An 18,323-nucleotide genomic window follows, 5' to 3' on the forward strand; every position below is an offset into this window, starting at 1 on the left:
ATAATCTTTACTTCAGGCAGCTCACGTATTGGTTAGACAGCGCTGTCAGGAAGTTCCCGTAGCTGCCCTTCCCCAATGCGATGCCGCTGCCCAGCGGGTCCAGCGTTCCAGAACGCACCTTGGTACCCTTGGCAACGGCAGTGATTACGGCCGGCCTGAATTGTGGCTCAGCAAAAACGCATTCCGCTTTTTGCTCAACCAACTGTGTTCGAATTTGGTGTAAGCGCTGTGCTCCCGGCTGGATTTCCGGGTTAACGGTGAAATGGCCCAACGGGCTCAAACCGAAATGTTTCTCAAAGTAGCCGTAAGCATCATGAAAAACAAAATAACCCTTACCTTGCACAGGCGTAAGCATCTTAACAACATTTTTGTCAGTTTGCGCTAGCTGATCCTCGAACCGGCGCAGGTTTGCGTCTAATTTGTCCTTATTTTGCGGCATAAGTTCCAATAATCTGTCGTGAATCGCGATCGCAGTCACTTTTGCGATTTCTGGCGACAGCCAGACGTGCATATTGTATTCGCCATGATCGTGATGGTGCTGGTCATCACCGTGCTCATCGGCATGGTCATGCGCTGCATGATTATGCGTCTCTTGCGCATGGTCATGATGGTCCTCGCCTTTCAGCAGCAGCGGTTTTACCGCCGGCAATTCGGCAATGGCGATCTGCTTGTTGGCTGCAACCGGCTGCAACGCCTTGGAGAGAAAGGCTTCCATATCCGGCCCTACCCATACCACCAAATCGGCAGCGCGCAGGCGTTGCAAATCGGAAGGACGCAGCGCGAAATCATGCGGTGAGGCACCATCCGGCAGCAAAATTTCGGTGTCGGTCACGCCGTCGGCTATTTCCGACGCAATAAAGCCCAACGGGCGCACTGTGGTTACCACTGCCGCATAGGCGCTGCCCGCCATCATCAACGCACTGGCCAACAGCGTGCGCTGCAGCCATTTATTTTTCTGTGTCATAGTCGATTATCCCCATCGTGTTAATCCGCGAGGCGTGATATTATAACATCCGGTAAGTTCTGCAAAATGTAATCAGACATGTCTACACTGACAACGCTTAAAAATATCTCCGTTTCTTTTGGCAGCCGTAATGTGCTGTCGAATATTTCACTCAGCCTGCAACCAGGTCGAATTCTGACGCTGCTCGGTCCGAACGGCGCGGGTAAATCAACGCTGGTGCGCGTGGTACTGGGGCTGATCGCGCCGACCAAAGGCGAGGTTGAACGTCAGCCGAATCTGCGTATCGGTTATGTCCCGCAAAAGTTGCACCTCGATGCTACCCTGCCGCTGACCGTCAGCCGCTTTATGCGCCTGAAGCCCGGCGTCAAGAAGGTCGATATCCTGCCAGCCTTGAAGCGCGTGCATGCCGCTCATCTGCTTGATCAACCGATGCAAAAGCTGTCCGGCGGTGAAAACCAGCGCGTCCTGCTGGCACGCGCGCTGCTCAACAGGCCGCAATTGCTGGTGCTTGACGAGCCGACGCAGGGGGTCGACGTCAATGGCCAGTTGGCGCTGTACGACCTGATCGATCAGTTGCGTAAAGAGCTCGGCTGCGCAGTGTTGATGGTGTCTCACGATCTGCACCTGGTGATGGCCAAAACGGACGAAGTGCTGTGCCTCAATCAGCATATTTGCTGTTCCGGTACGCCGGAGGTGGTGTCGATGCACCCGGAATTCATCGCCATGTTTGGCAACCGCGGCGCAGAGCAGTTGGCGATTTACCGCCATCACCATAATCATCGCCACGATCTGCAAGGACGAATTGTGTTAAAGAAAACCGGGGGCCGTGAGGCATGATCGAATTGTTGTTGCCCGGCTGGCTGGCCGGGATTTTGCTGGCCGCCGCCGCCGGCCCATTGGGATCTTTTGTGGTCTGGCGCCGCATGTCCTATTTTGGCGATACGCTGGCACATGCGTCGTTGCTCGGGGTCGCGTTCGGCCTGTTGCTCGATATCAATCCGTTTTATGCGGTGATTGCCGTTACGCTGCTGCTGGCGCTGGTACTGGTGTGGCTGGAGCGTCGCCCGCAGCTTTCCGTCGATACCCTGCTTGGCATCATGGCGCACAGCGCTCTGTCTTTGGGTCTGGTGGTGGTGGCACTGATGTCCAACGTGCGGGTCGATCTGATGGCCTACCTGTTTGGCGATCTGCTGTCAGTCACCATCAGCGATATCGGTATGATTGCCATTGGCGTGGCGATTGTACTGCTGGTGCTATGGTGGCAATGGCGCGATTTGCTGTCAATGACCATCAGCCCGGAAATGGCGCACGTTGACGGCGTCAATCTGGCTCGGGCGCGTACCGTGTTAATGCTGGTGACGGCGTTGACTATCGGCCTGGCGATGAAGTTTGTTGGCGCGTTAATCATTACTTCGCTGCTGATTATCCCAGCGGCCACCGCGCGGCGGTTTGCCCGTACGCCGGAGCAGATGGCGGGATATGCGGTAATCATCGGTATGCTGGCGGTGAGCGGCGGGTTGACCTTCTCGGCGTTTTACGACACCCCGGCCGGTCCGTCGGTGGTGCTGAGTGCGGCAATACTGTTCGTGCTCAGCCTGGCGAAAAAGCAGCAGGCGTAAACGCCGTCATCAGGATGACAAAATAATCGGGCGCAATCTGTTGCGCCCTTTTTATTACTCTTCGCGTTCGATACCGAAATGCTTATAGGCATGCAGCGTGGCCATCCGCCCGCGCGGCGTGCGTTGGATAAAGCCTTGCTGGATCAGGAACGGTTCAATCACATCTTCGATGGTTTCCCGCTCTTCGCCAATCGCCGCCGCCAGGTTATCCAGCCCCACCGGCCCGCCGGTGAACTTATCGATAATTGCCAGCAACAGTTTGCGGTCCATATAGTCAAAGCCTTCGGCGTCGACGTTGAGCATGTTCAACGCCTGTGCGGCCACTTCGCCGCTGATCTGGCCGTTGGCTCGCACTTCGGCAAAGTCACGCACCCGTCGCAGCAGGCGGTTGGCAATACGCGGCGTGCCGCGCGCGCGTCGGGCGATTTCATGCGAACCTTCCGTCGACAGGCTCAGACCAAGGCAATGGGCACTACGTAACACAATGTGCTCCAGATCCGCTACCTGATAAAACTCCAGCCGCTGAACGATGCCAAAACGGTCGCGCAGCGGTGAGGTCAGCGAGCCGGCGCGCGTGGTGGCGCCAATCAGGGTAAACGGCGGCAGGTCGAGCTTGATCGAGCGTGCCGCCGGCCCTTCGCCGATCATGATGTCCAGCTGATAGTCTTCCATCGCCGGATACAACACCTCTTCGACCACCGGCGACAGACGGTGGATTTCATCGATAAACAGCACATCGTGGGGTTCGAGGTTGGTCAGCATCGCCGCCAGATCGCCGGCTTTCTCCAGTACCGGGCCAGACGTAGTACGTAAATTGACGCCCATTTCGTTGGCAACGATGTTCGCCAGGGTGGTTTTACCCAATCCAGGCGGGCCGAATATCAGCAGATGATCCAATGCGTCACTGCGCTGCTTCGCCGCCTGTATGAAGATTTCCATCTGTTCACGAACGTGCGGCTGACCGACGTATTCCGTCAACAGCTTGGGACGAATCGCGCGGTCGATAACCTCTTCTTCGGTAATCGGCTCGGCAGAGATCAGGCGGTCAGCTTCAATCATGTTTTATCCCTTCGCAACGGTTACAGTGCGGCGCGCAACGCGTCGCGGATCAGGGTTTCGCAATCCGCACCCGGCTTGGCGATCTTGCTGACCATGCGGCTGGCTTCCTGTGGCTTGTAACCCAGGGCCACCAGGGCGGAAGCGGCTTCAGCCTCGGCGTCGGCTTCCGGTGTCTGAGTCGCGCTGGCCGGCAGGCTGATTTCGCTGCTGTTGTTGAACAGATCGCCGTTCAGCCCCTTGAAGCGGTCCTTCATTTCCACCACCAGGCGTTCGGCGGTTTTTTTACCAACCCCCGGCAGTTTCACCAGGGCGGTGATTTCTTCGCGTTCTACCGCGCTGACAAATTGCTGCGCCGACATGCCAGACAGGATAGCCAGCGCCAGTTTTGGCCCAACGCCGTTCACCTTGATCAACTCACGGAACAGTGCGCGTTCCTGCTTGTCATTGAAGCCGTATAATAATTGCGCATCTTCACGCACCACAAAATGGGTAAATACGATCGCTTCCTGCCCCAGTTCCGGCAGTTCATAGAAGCAGGTCATCGGCATATGCACTTCGTAACCGACGCCATTCGCTTCCAGCAACACCAGCGGCGGCTGCTTTTCCAGGATATTACCTCTGAGACGACCTATCATTTACCCTCCTGCTTGGATTCCGATCACGGCCTGCGGCCATGCAATGCTGCTAAGCTTATACCATAAAAAAGGCTGGATGAATATCCAGCCCGTGTTGTTGCAGCGCGCGTTTTCAGCGTAGCCGACCTCGCGCCAGATTCAATCGCCCTTCACTCATACGCAGCACGTTTTGGCTAAGGTGGCAATGGGTGATGGCAATCGCCAGGGCGTCGGCGGCATCCGCCTGCGGATTGGCAGAGAGCTTGAGCAACGAGCGCACCATATGCTGCACCTGGCTCTTTTCCGCCGCGCCGGTGCCAACCACCGTCTGCTTGACCTGACGTGCCGCATACTCGAACACCTCAAGGTTCTGGTTGACGGCAGCGACGATCGCCACACCGCGCGCCTGCCCAAGCTTCAGCGCCGAGTCCGGGTTTTTCGCCATAAACACCTGTTCGATGGCAAAAAAATCCGGCTGGAACTGGGTGATGATTTCGCTGACACCGGCATAGATCAGTTTCAAACGCGTCGGCATATCATCTACTACCGTGCGAATGCAGCCGCTGGCGATGTAGCTCAACTGACGGCCCTGCTGACGGATCAGGCCATAACCGGTGATGCGTGAACCTGGATCGATACCAAGAATGATCGCCATTGTCAGAGCCGCTCCGTGTGAACAACCAACATTGCCCTGCGCTGTCGCGCATTCGCACGCATTACAGCGTCGCCGCCACCTCGTCGGAGATTTCACCGTTATGGTAAACCTCCTGCACGTCGTCACAGTCTTCCAGCATATCGATCAGACGCAGCAGCTTCGGCGCGGTTTCTTCGTCCATATCGGCTTTGGTCGACGGGATCATCGACACTTCGGCCGCCTCGGCGGTGAAACCGGCGGCGGTCAGTGCGTCTTTCACTTCGCCCAGATTTTCCCATGCGGTGTAGACGTCGATCGCGCCGTCGTCATAGGTCACGATATCTTCAGCGCCGGCTTCCAGCGCCGCTTCCATCAGCGTGTCTTCGTCCAGACCTGGTGCATAGGTGATAACGCCTTTCTTGGTGAACAGGTAAGCCACCGAGCCGTCGGTCCCCAGGTTGCCGCCACACTTGGTGAAAGCATGGCGCACTTCCGCCACGGTACGGTTACGGTTGTCGCTCAGGCATTCGATCATGATGGCGGTGCCGCCCGGGCCGTAGCCTTCGTAAATGATGGTTTCCATGTTGCTGTCGTCGTCGCCGCCGACGCCGCGCGCAATGGCACGGTTCATGGTATCGCGCGTCATGTTGTTGGACAGCGCCTTGTCCATCGCCGCGCGCAGGCGCGGGTTGGAATCCGGATCGCCGCCGCCCAGTTTGGCCGCCGTCACCAGCTCACGGATAATTTTGGTGAAAATCTTACCGCGTTTGGCATCTTGTGCCGCTTTGCGGTGCTTTGTGTTGGCCCACTTACTGTGACCTGCCATAAAATATCTCCAAAAATAAAGACTACTGGACTGAATTAATCACAAACTCTTCAATCGCCTGCTGGTTGCTCCATGACTTGGTCAATTTGACGGCGTCGGCCGCCTCAAGCCATTGGTAGGCGTGATGCTCGGTAATCACCGGCTCGCGCTCTTCGGGCAACGCCAGGCAGAACCAATGCTCTTTATTACGCGTGGTTCCCGGCGCATAGCGATGTCGCAAATGGACAAAGAGTTCAAACTCCACACAGCGCTGACAATCGAATAACGGCAGTTTCTCTGCGTCGATATCGATGCCGATTTCTTCCATGACCTCACGCCGTGCGGCACACGGCGGCGACTCATCCAACTCCAGGCTGCCGGTGACCGACTGCCAGAACTCGGTATCATCGCGCCGCTGTAACATCAGCACCCGACCACTGGATCGCGCGTAAATCACTACCAGAATAGACTCGGGACGCTTGTAGTTCATCACTCGCTCTCTTGCTCGGTAGCAGCTTTCTTCACCACGCTGATGGCGAGTTCCTGCAACGCCGCCGGATTGGCAAAGCTTGGCGCATCGGTCATCAGACAGGCCGCAGCGGTGGTTTTCGGGAAGGCGATCACGTCACGGATATTGTCGGTACCGGTCAACAGCATCACCAGGCGGTCCAGACCGAAGGCCAGGCCGGCATGCGGCGGCGTACCGTACTTCAGCGCATCCAGCAGGAAGCCGAACTTTTCGCGTTGCTCATGTTCATTAATGCCAAGAATGCCAAATACCGTCTGTTGCATCTCGCTACGGTGAATACGCACTGAACCGCCACCGACTTCATAGCCGTTCACCACCATGTCATAGGCGTTGGCGATGGCACTGGTAGGATCGTTTGCCAGCGCTTCCGGTGCCATATCACGCGGCGCGGTGAACGGGTGGTGCATCGCCGCCAGACCGCCTTCACCGTCGTCTTCAAACATTGGGAAGTCGACAACCCACAGCGGCGCCCATGCGTCCAGTCTGGTCAGTTGCAAATCGCGGCCCAGCTTCAAACGCAGCGCGCCCATGGCGTCGGTCACGATCTTGTGGCTGTCGGCGCCGAAGAACAGAATGTCGCCGGTTTGCGCTTCGCTGCGCGCCAGCACCGCTTCCAGCACCTCGGCGTTGAGGAATTTGGCGATCGGGCTCTGTACCCCCTCAAGACCGGCGGCGCGGTCGTTGACCTTCAGCCATGCCAGGCCTTTGGCGCCATAGATATTGACGAACGCACCGTACTCGTCGATCTGCTTGCGGGTCAGCTGGGCGCCGCCCGGTACGCGGATCGCCGCTACGCGGCCCTTGGCATCGTTAGCCGGACCGGAGAACACTTTGAACTCGACGTCCTTCACCAGATCGGCCACGTCCACCAGCTCCAGCGGGTTACGCAGGTCCGGTTTGTCAGAACCGTAACGGCGCATTGCTTCGGCGAAGGTCATGATCGGGAAATCGCCGAGATCGACGCCCTTCACTTCTTGCCACAGCTCGCGCACCAGTTGCTCCATGACTTCACGCACCTGATCGGCGGTCATAAAGGAGGTTTCCACGTCGATCTGGGTAAATTCAGGCTGACGGTCGGCACGCAGATCTTCGTCGCGGAAGCACTTGACGATCTGGTAGTAACGGTCGAAGCCGGACATCATCAGCAGCTGCTTGAACAGCTGCGGCGACTGCGGCAATGCGTAAAACTTGCCCTTGTGCACCCGGCTTGGCACCAGATAGTCGCGTGCGCCTTCCGGCGTGGCTTTGGTCAGCATTGGGGTTTCGATGTCGAGGAAGCCGTGCTGATCCATAAAGCGGCGCACGAAGCTGGTGATTTTGGCTCGGGCTTTCAGACGGTCGGCCATTTCCGGGCGACGCAGATCCAGATAGCGGTATTTCAGGCGCGCTTCTTCACTGTTAGTCTGGTTGGAGTCCAGCGGCAGCGGCTCCGAGCGGTTAATGATCTCCAATCCGTGGGCGAATACTTCTACTTCGCCGGTGGCCATGTCTTTGTTGATCTGGCTGTCTGGACGGGCGCGTACGGTGCCGACGATCTGAATACAGAACTCGTTGCGCAACTCGAACGCCTTATCGAACGCCGTTTTCTGGTCCGGATCGAAGAACACCTGTACGATGCCTTCGCGGTCACGCATATCAATAAAGATCAGGCCGCCCAAATCGCGACGACGATTGACCCAACCGCACAAAGTCACTTCCTGGCCCACGTGGGACAGATTCAACTGCCCGCAATATTCAGTACGCATACGCTATCCTTTTACTCAGCCGATGCCGCGCCAGAGAAATTGCTGCTCTGCACGCTGCGGTTATCCGATGAACGCTTATTACCTGTTTTGAATCGCCTCGCGCGACGCCGGTCGGCGGCGCAGACACATTCGTAAATCGGCATAGGTCGTGGGATTAAAGAGTGTTGAAAAAAGGCGGTCATTATAAAGGAAATTCATCCGTCCGATAAGTGCGAACACAGCATTGTTCAACGGCTAAATGGCGCGTTTTTACCCGAATCAACACATTGATTAACAAAATTCCCGTTAACCCGGCGCAGAATTTTCACGTAGCCTGAAACAAGCCGCTGTAACGCACCGGGTTACGCGTGCCGGTTACAGCGGTGATTTAATCCATTTACACCATGAGAAAATCGCCATGTTAAACATTGACGCCCAAACCACCGCGCTAGTGGTTATCGATTTGCAAAACGGTATTCTGCCCTACGCCGGCGGCCCGCACAGTGCGGAACAGGTGGTAACGCACGCCGCCCACCTCGCTGGACGTTTCCGCGCGCTTGGCGCACCGGTGATGATGGTACGCGTCGGCTGGTCCGATACCTTTGCCGAAGCGTTGAAACAGCCGGTCGATCGGCCAACGCCGGCACCGGTTGGCGGCTTGCCCGCTGATTGGTGGACCTTCCCGGAGGCACTGGCGGTCGACGACAGCGATATTTTGATCGTCAAACGCCAATGGGGAGCGTTCTACGGCACCGATCTGGAAATGCAGCTGCGCCGTCGCGGCATAACAACCCTGGTGCTGGGCGGCATTGCCACCAACATCGGCGTTGAGTCCACCGCCCGCGCCGCATGGGAACGAGGCTTTGAACTGATTATCGCCGAAGACATGTGCAGCGCGCCGAACGCCGAGATGCACCGTTTTGCCTTTGAGAACATTTTTCCACGCCTGGCGCGAGTGCGCAGCACCGGTGAAATTCTTGCCGCGCTTCAGGTTGCACGCTAACGTAGGCATTATTTTTTGCGCTGCCCTGCCGGGGCAGCCGATGCATGACGAAGGCGCTGATGTATATCGGATTACCACAATGGCAACACCCGGCCTGGCAGCGTATCGGGCTGCGCGACCTGGCTGACTACAGCCGCTACTTTAACTGTGTGGAAGGCAATACCACCTTTTATGCGCTGCCGAAGCTGGAGATCGTTCAGCGCTGGCACGCCATGACCGATGACAACTTTCGCTTCTGCTTCAAGTTCCCCTCCGCTATCAGCCATAAGGCAGCATTGCGCAATTGCAGCTCGGATATTCAGGCTTTCTATCAGTGTCTGACGCCGATACAGCCACGCATCGGCCAACTGTGGCTGCAATTGCCGGCAGCCTTCGGCCCGGCCGAGCTGCCGACAATGTGGGCGTTTTTCGACACGCTGCCCAAGGCGTTTACCTACGGGGTGGAGGTGCGTCACCCGGCGTTTTTCGCCAAGGGCGAAGAAGAACGCCTGCTGAATCAGGGATTACATCAGCGCGGTATCAACCGGGTGATCCTCGACAGTCGACCGGTGCATCACGCCGCCGCCAACAGTGCCGCCGTACGCGACGCCCAGCAAAAAAAACCGATGCTGCCGGTGCACGCGCTGATTACCGCCAATAATCCGCTGGTGCGCTTCATCGGCGGCGATGTGCTGGAAGATAATCTGCGCTGGTTTGCCCCCTGGCAACAGAAACTGCCCGATTGGCAACGGCGGCACAATCCTTACCTTTTTATTCACACCCCGGATAACGGAGATTCACCACAACAGGCGCAAAAAATCTGGCAACAGCTGCGGCGGGTTATCCCCTCATTGCCCGCGCCACCGGACTGGCCAGAACAGAACTCACTGTTTTAACCAATTAATCGGACGTATTACATCAGATTTTTCTCCGCGACAGCCGGACTAATGGCAGTTATCATGCTGCTGCCAGTTTTGGTTAGGGAATGGAGTTAAATAATGGTAAGCGCGCTTTATGTAGTGCTCGGCGCATTGTTGTTGATCAAACTCTCTTACGACGTAGTCAAACTCAGAACACAGTATCGCGTCGCCTATGGCGACGGTGGCTTTTATGAACTGCAAACCGCCATTCGTGTCCACGGCAACGCCGTTGAATACATCCCGATTGCCGCCGTGCTGCTGGTAATGATGGAGATGAACGGTGCTGGAGTATGGATGATTCACGTGTGCGGCCTGATGCTGATGGCCGGTCGGCTGGTGCATTATTACGGTCTGCGCAACCGTGAAGTCAGCTGGCGTCGTTCTGGCATGTCCGCCACCTACATTGCCCTGGTGCTGATGGTGTTGGCAAATATCATCTACCTGCCATGGGATCTGATCTTCAGTCTGTACTGATGTTGCCGGTTCAAGGCGGCTTTGCCGCCTGTTCCCGAATCAGAGACTTGAATCCACGCGCCCGCCATTCTCCGCGCGCTGCCAACGGCCAACGCCAGCGAGTGCAAATCGCTGTCGCACGGTCGCACCGCGATGCAACTCGAATTATTTAGGCTAAATCTGCTAGAATACGCCCCTCCGAATTCTGAGCTGATTTTTTGCCGCTATGCCAAACCGCGATACTCTATTTTCCGCCCCGATAGCCAAACTGGGCGACTGGACCTTCGACGAACGCGTCGCTGAAGTGTTTCCCGACATGATCCAGCGCTCCGTTCCCGGCTATTCCAATATCATTTCCATGATTGGCATGCTGGCCGAGCGTTTCGTACAGCCGAACAGTCAGGTGTACGATCTGGGCTGTTCGCTGGGCGCGGCGACGCTGTCGATGCGGCGAAACATCAAGGTTGACGGCTGCAAAATCCTGGCCATCGACAATTCCCCGGCGATGGTCGAACGTTGCCGTCGCCATATTGATGCCTTCCGCGCCGATACGCCGGTTGAGGTGATCGAGGCCGACATTCTCGATATCAACATCGAGAATGCATCAATGGTGGTACTGAATTTTACGCTGCAATTCCTCGAGCCCGCCGATCGTTTGCGCCTGTTGCAGCATGTATATCGTGGTCTACGCCCGGGCGGCGCACTGGTGTTGTCCGAAAAATTCAGCTTTGAAGACGGCGACATCGGCGAACTGCTGTTCAATATGCATCACGATTTCAAACGCGCCAACGGCTACAGCGAACTGGAGATCAGCCAGAAACGCAGCATGCTGGAAAACGTCATGCTGACCGACTCGGTAGAGGCCCATAAGGCACGGTTGAAGCAGGCCGGCTTTGAGCATGCTGAAGTGTGGTTCCAATGCTTCAACTTCGGCTCACTGATCGCCTTGAAGTCAGGAGAAACGGCATGATTGAGTTCGGTGATTTTTATCGGCATATTGCCAAAAGCCCACTCAGCCACTGGCTGGATACCCTGCCGGCGCAAATCTCCGCCTGGCAGCGCGAATCGCTGCACGGTAAATTCAAACAATGGTTCAATTCGGTAGAACACCTGCCGTCGTTGACCCCTACCCGACTTGACCTGCTCCACGGCGTACACGCCGAGCTGGATCAGCCGCTGTCGGCCGGCCAGCGTGAAGGCATCGAAAAAATGCTGCGCACCCTGATGCCATGGCGTAAAGGGCCGTTCTCGCTGTACGGTATCGATATCGAAACCGAATGGCATTCCGACTGGAAGTGGGAGCGGGTATTACCGCATATTTCTCCCTTGGCCGGCCGAACGGTGCTGGATGTCGGCTGCGGCAGCGGTTATCACATGTGGCGCATGATCGGCGCCGGGGCGCAGTTTGTGGTTGGCATCGACCCGATGCAGCTGTTCCTGTGCCAGTTCGAAGCGGTACGCAAACTGCTGGGCGGCGATCAGCGTGCCCATCTGTTGCCGTTGGGGATTGAGCAACTGCCGGAACTGGCGGCGTTCGACAGCGTATTTTCCATGGGCGTGCTGTATCACCGTCGTTCGCCGCTGGATCACCTGTATCAGCTGAAGAATCAGCTGGTGCGTGAAGGTGAACTGGTGCTGGAAACGTTGGTAGTAGAAGGCGATCGCCATCAGGTCCTGGTGCCGGGTGACCGCTACGCGCAAATGCGCAACGTCTATTTTATCCCGTCGACCGAAGCGCTGAAATGCTGGCTGGAAAAATGTGGTTTCGTTGATGTAACCGTGGCAGATATCAGCGTCACCAGCACTGAAGAACAGCGTCGCACCGACTGGATGACCAGCGAGTCGCTGGCGGATTTCCTTGACCCGAACGATCGCAGCAAAACCATTGAAGGCTATCCCGCACCACGTCGCGCGGTGCTGATCGCCAGAAAACCTTAAAAAAGCTCGCCAGGTTGCCAAACGGCCGCCGACGCGGCCGTTTGGTTAGCGTTTAAGGTCGCATGGCCAATCGCTGTTGGGCAGCGCGTTCCGCCCGCTGCAATATTTCCTGCAGGTCGTCTTCGTCAATATCGAGAAACTCGCCGTCCATCAGCGCGACATGCAGATCTGCGCGGGTGATCGGTACGTCAATCGGTAGCGGTTCCGGTTTGGCCTCCGTGTCGGCCAACGCATGCGGATAGCGTCGACCCGCCAGATTGTTGAACACCAGTGCCAGCAGCGCCAGCAACACGGAATTGAGCAACACCGGGGTCAACACAAAGCCGTAGCCCAACTGATGCACCGTCGGCCCGCCGAGGATCGCCGTCAACGCCACTGCCCCGCTCGGCGGATGCAAACAGCGCAGTTTGAACATCAGCACAATGGCGATGCCCACTGCAACGCCGCAGGCGATACCGGGATCGGCGATCGGCACGCCGACGCTGACCCCCACCGTCGCCGCCACCAGGTTGCCACCAACGATTGACCACGGCTGAGCCAATGGACTACCCGGCACGCCAAACAGCAATACCGCAGAGGCGCCCATCGGCGCGATAAACCATAAGTTGGCCTCCCCCAGCATCCAATGGCTGATCCAGCCGGTAATCATTAATCCTAAACCGGCGCCGCAACCGGAGATCAGCATCTCCTTTTTTCCTACGCCCAACGGGTGCGGCCATAGGCGCGCGCATCCAATCTTCAACTGCTTAACTAACGGGTTAATCATGCTACCTGACAATAATAAAATTAACGTTTCGGCAGCAAATATATCACACGACCGTGGCGGGTTGCTCTCTTGCCTGCCATGCCAGGGCTGAATGCGCAAAAAAGCCCCGACCAGAAGGTCGGGGCTGATGTATGGAGACACGGACGAAAGGAGATTTTAACGAGCCAGAAGAGCAACCACCGACGCACTAGGCGCTTTGCGCCATCGGATCAACCAGCGCCAGCGCATTCTTCATCGCCTCGACCATCTCGCCATCCACGCAATAATGGCTGAATTCGTCAAATTCATTATCGGCGCACATGGTCACCCCCGCCTTGCGGTAGCGCATGGTCGACGGCACGGTATGGCCAGACGAACTGTGCAGTTCCCGAATGCCGATATCGACAAACTTGTGCAGATTGCTCAATCGCACCCCGGCACCGGCCATAATCACCGGCCCCTGACTGGCCTGCTGCAAATCACGCAGCAGCGGCAACCCCAGTTCGGCATTTTGTTGCTGGCCAGAGGTCAGAATACGCGCAATACCAAGATCGGTAAGTTGCGCCAGTGCGGTCATCGGGTTCTGGCACATGTCGAAGGCACGGTGGAAGGTCACCGCCATATCACCGCTCAGCGACACGATCTCCTGCATCCGCCGCAGATCGATATGCCCTTCTTCGTCGAGCATCCCCACCACCACGCCGGCGAATCCCATGTCACGCATCAATGAGATATCGCTTTTCATCACGGCAAAGTCTACCGCGCCGTAGCAGAAATCGCCTGCGCGCGGACGAACGATCGGATGTACCGGAATACTCAGCCGTTCACGCGCCAACAACAGGGAACCGTAGCTTGGCGTCAGACCGCCCTCGCTCTGACTGGCACAGAGTTCAATACGATCGGCGCCTGCCCGTTCAGCCGTCAGTGCGCAATCTACGCTATAGCAACAAACTTCCAGTTTAATCATTGTCACCCCCAGATGACGGCCAAATAACACAACGGTTGTTAAGCACCAGACTTCTCGCCTAGGCTCAAAGCATCAATATTGAAACGGTTCAGGAGATAACTATGGCATTCAATTTTGATCAATGGGTAGACCGCAGTCACAGTGAAAGCGTTAAGTGGGACAGATATCACGATCGCGACATTATTCCGCTGTGGGTTGCCGACAGTGATTTTCGCTCCCCGCCGGCGGTGATCGACGCGCTGCAACAGCGGGTCGCCCACGGCGTATTCGGCTACAGCCATCCTTCCCCTGTTCTTATTGAGGTTTTTATCCGGCGCATGGTAGAGCGCTATAGCTGGCACATCAAGCCCGAATGGCTGATTTTTTTGCCCGGTCTGGTGTGTGGGCTGAACCTGTGCGTACGTGCCTTTACCGATGCAGACGCCGGCACGCTGGCTCCGGCGCCAATTTATCCACCGTTTCGCAAAGCGGCGGCATTTGCCGGCTGCCGCCAACTCTCCATCCCCATGCAACTGCGCGCGCAGCGCTGGCTACCGGATTTGTCCTCCGCAGCCAGTCAATTGAACGGGCGGGAAAAGCTCTTGTTGCTGTGTAATCCGCACAACCCCGGCGGCACGGTTTATCGCCGCAATGAGCTACTGGCGCAGCAGCAATTTGCACAAGCGCACCAGTTGATCGTCTGCTCCGACGAAATCCATTGCGATCTGTTGCTCGAGCCCGGCTTGCAGCACATCCCCTTTGCCACGCTGAATGAGGATGCGGCGCAGCGCAGCATAACCCTGATGTCACCGTCTAAAACCTTCAATATCGCCGGGCTGGGGGCGTCAATGGCCATCGTGCCCAATAGCGAGTTACGGCGCGCGCTGTGTCGTGAACGTCGCGGCATTGTGCCGGAGGTCGACGTGCTGGCACTGGTGGCGGCCCAGGCGGCCTATTGCCACGGCCAGCCATGGCTAGACGCCCAGCTAGACTATCTGCGTGGTAACCGTGATTTGGTGATGGCGTGCATCACTGCCCTGCCCGGTTTGCAGTTGCAGCCGGTGGAAGCGACCTATCTGGCCTGGATCGATTGCAGCGGGCTGCCGGTCGACAACCCGCATGCATTTTTTGAACAGGCCGGCGTCGGCTTGAGCCCCGGCCTGGAGTTTGGCGATCGACGATTTGTGCGGCTCAATTTCGCCTGCCAGCGTGCCTTGCTGCAACGCGCGTTGCAGCGTATGTCCAACGCCGTGCAAGCGCTGATGGGCTAGGCACCTTCGCTGGCGACAATCTCACGCAACGTATAAGGATGGAATTTGATGGTTACGCTGCCATCGGTGATCGCCAACGTTGGATTTGGCAAGCGTTCGCCTTGGCCTTTTGGCGAACTCTGCTTGAGTTTGATGCCCGGTGCCAACAGCGCCTGATCCGGCAACAGCGCCAGCGCGCGCGCGTACAGCGTCTGCGGATCGCCGCCAAGCGCCAGTTCCACATGTTCCCAGCCTTCATGCGGGTAACGCTTCTCACCGGGATACGGCAACTCGATGCAGTCAATGCGCCACGGCCCCACCGACAGCGGTTCTGCCAGACTGAACAGGCAGATCGGTCGGCCATTAATCATCGCCTCGGAGATCAGAGTGCCGCATTGCAGCAATCCCCGCCGCCAGCGTTCGGCGGTGGCCTGCTGGTGGCAACGTAGCGAAATATGATCGGCAGTAAACTGCGACAGATCGAGATGCAGTTTTTCGGCAAATTGCGCCAGCGCCTGCTCAAAACGCGGCAGATCCAGCACCAGGTCGCCCAGCTCGGCGATAGCGGATAAATTGGTCATAAAGCTCCTGCGACAACACAACCACATTGCAAACGGCATAATTTACACTGGCAGCGCGCCGACCGCCACGTTCGGCCATATTAAATTCATCATTGTATGATGAGATAAAAGAACAGACTCGATATGCTATATGGCTAATCAATTTCAGTAACGTTAAACTTTTGTGCGTTAATTTGTTTTTTAGGATTTTTCGCATGCCAATAATTTCCCCAAACCAAAAATTAAGATCATAAGTTAATAACCAAATGACGTGTAATTCTGCCATTAGCGAGTGACTGCAACACAAAAAAACAATGATGCATTAACAATGCGCATTACCAACAACGCAACAGATGGAATAATAAGCAAATCATTATCCATGTCATTGTTTTAAATCAGCCTTCAAGGCCAGTCACCTGAGACTTATCTTAAATAAATTGTCACGAATTGCTTCATGCAAATAATTAAGCTATTTTGGGAAAATGTTATAACAGAGATAAATTATCATGTTCCTTTTAACGTTATCCGCAATATTGATTGTTATTGCCGCTTACGCCATTTATCGCCATTTTAAAACACGTCGCACCAGCAGCCTGGATGCGAATCGTCGCAATAAAAAGCATTAACCCCTCCATTCGTTTTTTGTTTTACCCTCCCCTACTTTGCTTACTTAATCTCCGTTCGCCCACTCGCCAAAGCCGTGGGTAACGCCTTGCGGCTGTGCATCAGGTTTTCCTCGGCTTCAATCCGCGCCAACTGCTGACGCGGCGCCTGCAATCGGGTACAATTACAGGCTGTTTTCCGGAGGGGCGCAGTGCGCGACCCTCGTTCGTCATTTAAGGTATCCCGGTGAATATTCAGGCTCTTCTCTCAGAAAAAGTCAGCCAGGCGCTGATTGCCGCAGGCGCACCCGCCGATTGCGAAGCTCAGGTTCGTCAGTCCGCCAAGGCGCAGTTTGGTGATTATCAGGCTAACGGCGTCATGTCCGTGGCGAAAAAACTCGGCATGCCCCCGCGACAACTGGCAGAAAAAGTGGTGCAACTGCTGGATCTTGGCGATATCGCCACTAAAGTAGAAATCGCCGGCCCGGGCTTTATCAATATCTTCCTGACCCCAGCCTGGGTGGCACAACATGCCGACGCCGCATTGCGTGCGCCGAAACTGGGCATTGCGCCGGTCGAGCCACAAACCATCGTCATCGACTACTCGGCGCCAAACGTCGCCAAAGAGATGCATGTCGGCCACGTGCGCTCCACTATCATTGGTGACGCGGCTGCTCGTACCCAGGAGTTCCTCGGACACAAGGTGATCCGGGCAAATCACGTCGGCGACTGGGGCACCCAGTTCGGCATGCTGATTGCCTACCTGGAAAAAATGCAGAACGAAAACGCCAGCGAAATGGGCCTGTCCGATCTGGAACAGTTTTATCGTGAAGCAAAGAAACACTACGACGAAGATGCACAGTTCGCCGAACGCGCCCGTGGCTACGTGGTCAAGCTGCAAGGCGGCGATCAATACTGCCTCGGCATGTGGCGCAAGCTGGTCAACATCACCATGGCGCAGAACCAACTGGTCTACAACCGTCTTAACGTTACCCTGACCGAAGACGACGTAATGGGCGAAAGCCTGTACAACGCCATGCTGCCTGGCATCGTTGAGGATTTGAAAGCCAAAGGGCTGGCGGTGGAAAGCGAAGGCGCGACCGTGGTGTTCCTGGACGAATACAAAAACAAGGATGGCGAGCCGATGGGCGTCATCATCCAGAAGAAAGACGGCGGTTACCTGTATACCACCACCGATATCGCCTGCGCCAAATACCGTTATGAGACACTGGGTGCCGATCGGGTGCTCTACTACATCGACTCCCGCCAGCATCAGCATCTGATGCAGGCCTGGACCATCGTACGCAAGGCCGGATACGTGCCGGACTCCGTCTCGCTGGAACACCATATGTTCGGCATGATGCTGGGCAAGGACGGCAAGCCGTTCAAGACCCGCTCAGGCGGCACCATCAAGCTGTCCGACCTGCTGGATGAAGCCATTGAGCGCGCGGCGAAGCTGATCGCCGAAAAGAACCCGGACATGCCTGCCGACGAACTGAACAAGGTCGTCAATGCCGTCGGCATCGGCGCGGTGAAATATGCCGACCTGTCAAAAAGTCGCACCACCGACTATATCTTTGACTGGGATAACATGCTGTCGTTCGAAGGTAACACCGCCCCTTACATGCAGTACGCCTATACCCGCGTGGCTTCGGTGTTCAAACGTGCCGGCGTCGATGAAAACGCGCTGACGCTGCCACTGGTGATGACCGAAGAGCGTGAAATTGCGCTGGCAACCCGTCTGCTGCAGTTTGAGGAAACCCTCACCGTGGTGGCGCGCGAAGGCACACCTCACGTGATGTGTAGCTATCTGTACGATGTTGCCGGCCTGTTCTCCAGCTTCTATGAACATTGCCAGATTTTGAACGCCGACAGCGAAGCAGCGCGTCAGAGCCGTTTGAAGCTGGCGTTGCTCACTGCCAAGACGCTGAAAACCGGCCTGGATACGCTGGGTATCGACACCGTCGAACGCATGTAAC

The 18,323-nt window shown here is 56.5% G+C and carries 19 protein-coding genes; 9 read left to right on the top strand and 10 right to left on the bottom strand.

Annotated features, from left to right (window positions below; genetic code table 11):
- Positions 1 to 7: 7 nt before the first annotated feature.
- Positions 8 to 964 (bottom strand): zinc ABC transporter substrate-binding protein ZnuA, encoded by a 957-nt coding sequence (gene znuA, locus AC2AXP_RS08055; protein WP_004962127.1) that lies wholly within the window; start codon positions 962 to 964, stop codon positions 8 to 10.
- 78 nt (positions 965 to 1,042) lie between these two features.
- On the opposite strand from znuA, the gene znuC reads away from it, so the two are divergent.
- Together znuC and znuB are read left to right on the top strand one after the other, a co-directional pair.
- Complete coding sequence (gene znuC, locus AC2AXP_RS08060; protein ID WP_004962124.1) at positions 1,043 to 1,801, top strand: zinc ABC transporter ATP-binding protein ZnuC; 759 nt, start codon at positions 1,043 to 1,045, stop codon at positions 1,799 to 1,801.
- Positions 1,798 to 2,583: a zinc ABC transporter permease subunit ZnuB gene (gene znuB, locus AC2AXP_RS08065; RefSeq protein ID WP_004962121.1), complete on the top strand. Its 786-nt coding sequence runs from the start codon at positions 1,798 to 1,800 to the stop codon at positions 2,581 to 2,583. Before znuC ends, znuB begins: the two co-directional genes overlap by 4 nt.
- A gap of 54 nt (positions 2,584 to 2,637) precedes the next feature.
- Here znuB and ruvB read toward each other — a convergent pair whose 3' ends face one another.
- From ruvB to aspS, 6 genes are all read right to left on the bottom strand, one after another.
- Positions 2,638 to 3,642, bottom strand: a complete 1,005-nt coding sequence (gene ruvB, locus AC2AXP_RS08070) for a Holliday junction branch migration DNA helicase RuvB (RefSeq protein ID WP_484381531.1) — start codon at positions 3,640 to 3,642, stop codon at positions 2,638 to 2,640.
- A 20-nt stretch (positions 3,643 to 3,662) separates the two neighbouring features.
- The gene (ruvA, locus tag AC2AXP_RS08075; protein WP_088499710.1) at positions 3,663 to 4,277 is read right to left on the bottom strand and encodes a Holliday junction branch migration protein RuvA; all 615 of its coding nucleotides are present in this window, start codon (positions 4,275 to 4,277) and stop codon (positions 3,663 to 3,665) included.
- A 112-nt stretch (positions 4,278 to 4,389) separates the two neighbouring features.
- A complete protein-coding gene (gene ruvC, locus AC2AXP_RS08080; RefSeq protein ID WP_004962113.1) occupies positions 4,390 to 4,911 on the bottom strand; it encodes a crossover junction endodeoxyribonuclease RuvC in 522 nt (173 codons plus the stop codon).
- Positions 4,912 to 4,972: 61 nt separating this feature from the next.
- Positions 4,973 to 5,716 carry a YebC/PmpR family DNA-binding transcriptional regulator gene (locus AC2AXP_RS08085; protein ID WP_004962110.1) on the bottom strand — a complete coding sequence of 248 codons (744 nt, stop codon included), beginning with the start codon at positions 5,714 to 5,716 and terminating at the stop codon, positions 4,973 to 4,975.
- Between the two features lie 22 nt (positions 5,717 to 5,738).
- Positions 5,739 to 6,185, bottom strand: coding sequence for a dihydroneopterin triphosphate diphosphatase (gene nudB, locus AC2AXP_RS08090; RefSeq protein WP_004962103.1), 447 nt, complete (start codon positions 6,183 to 6,185; stop codon positions 5,739 to 5,741).
- Complete coding sequence (gene aspS / locus AC2AXP_RS08095; protein ID WP_004962101.1) at positions 6,185 to 7,969, bottom strand: aspartate--tRNA ligase; 1,785 nt, start codon at positions 7,967 to 7,969, stop codon at positions 6,185 to 6,187. The genes nudB and aspS overlap by 1 nt, the downstream gene beginning before the upstream one ends.
- Positions 7,970 to 8,366: 397 nt before the next feature.
- Here aspS and AC2AXP_RS08100 point away from each other — a divergent pair, with 397 nt between their 5' ends.
- The 5 genes from AC2AXP_RS08100 (at position 8,367) to cmoB (ending at position 12,241) form a co-directional block, all read left to right on the top strand.
- On the top strand, positions 8,367 to 8,951 hold the full coding sequence (locus AC2AXP_RS08100; protein ID WP_198772862.1) for a hydrolase: 585 nt from the start codon (positions 8,367 to 8,369) through the stop codon (positions 8,949 to 8,951).
- 59 nt (positions 8,952 to 9,010) lie between these two features.
- The gene (locus AC2AXP_RS08105; protein ID WP_164844309.1) at positions 9,011 to 9,826 is read left to right on the top strand and encodes a DUF72 domain-containing protein; all 816 of its coding nucleotides are present in this window, start codon (positions 9,011 to 9,013) and stop codon (positions 9,824 to 9,826) included.
- 102 nt (positions 9,827 to 9,928) lie between these two features.
- Positions 9,929 to 10,324: an MAPEG family protein gene (locus AC2AXP_RS08110; protein WP_004962088.1), complete on the top strand. Its 396-nt coding sequence runs from the start codon at positions 9,929 to 9,931 to the stop codon at positions 10,322 to 10,324.
- A gap of 205 nt (positions 10,325 to 10,529) precedes the next feature.
- Positions 10,530 to 11,273 carry a carboxy-S-adenosyl-L-methionine synthase CmoA gene (cmoA, locus tag AC2AXP_RS08115; protein ID WP_004962084.1) on the top strand — a complete coding sequence of 248 codons (744 nt, stop codon included), beginning with the start codon at positions 10,530 to 10,532 and terminating at the stop codon, positions 11,271 to 11,273.
- Positions 11,270 to 12,241 (top strand): tRNA 5-methoxyuridine(34)/uridine 5-oxyacetic acid(34) synthase CmoB, encoded by a 972-nt coding sequence (gene cmoB, locus AC2AXP_RS08120; RefSeq protein ID WP_004962081.1) that lies wholly within the window; start codon positions 11,270 to 11,272, stop codon positions 12,239 to 12,241. Before cmoA ends, cmoB begins: the two co-directional genes overlap by 4 nt.
- A gap of 52 nt (positions 12,242 to 12,293) precedes the next feature.
- Here cmoB and AC2AXP_RS08125 read toward each other — a convergent pair whose 3' ends face one another.
- Positions 12,294 to 13,007, bottom strand: a complete 714-nt coding sequence (locus AC2AXP_RS08125) for an HPP family protein (RefSeq protein ID WP_004962079.1) — start codon at positions 13,005 to 13,007, stop codon at positions 12,294 to 12,296.
- Between the two features lie 187 nt (positions 13,008 to 13,194).
- Entirely contained in the window at positions 13,195 to 13,953 is a 759-nt protein-coding gene (cutC, locus tag AC2AXP_RS08130) for a copper homeostasis protein CutC (RefSeq protein WP_004962076.1), read from the bottom strand.
- Positions 13,954 to 14,054: 101 nt separating this feature from the next.
- Here cutC and AC2AXP_RS08135 point away from each other — a divergent pair, with 101 nt between their 5' ends.
- The gene (locus AC2AXP_RS08135; protein WP_004962074.1) at positions 14,055 to 15,203 is read left to right on the top strand and encodes a MalY/PatB family protein; all 1,149 of its coding nucleotides are present in this window, start codon (positions 14,055 to 14,057) and stop codon (positions 15,201 to 15,203) included.
- Here the strand turns inward: AC2AXP_RS08135 and AC2AXP_RS08140 are convergent.
- Positions 15,200 to 15,763 carry a VOC family protein gene (locus AC2AXP_RS08140; RefSeq protein WP_004962071.1) on the bottom strand — a complete coding sequence of 188 codons (564 nt, stop codon included), beginning with the start codon at positions 15,761 to 15,763 and terminating at the stop codon, positions 15,200 to 15,202. The two genes, AC2AXP_RS08135 and AC2AXP_RS08140, sit on opposite strands and share 4 nt — an antisense overlap.
- Positions 15,764 to 16,591: 828 nt before the next feature.
- On the opposite strand from AC2AXP_RS08140, the gene argS reads away from it, so the two are divergent.
- The gene (gene argS / locus AC2AXP_RS08145; protein ID WP_004962068.1) at positions 16,592 to 18,322 is read left to right on the top strand and encodes an arginine--tRNA ligase; all 1,731 of its coding nucleotides are present in this window, start codon (positions 16,592 to 16,594) and stop codon (positions 18,320 to 18,322) included.
- The last annotated feature ends 1 nt before the right edge of the window (position 18,323 follow it).

This window comes from Serratia sp. Sp408, assembly GCF_057180665.1.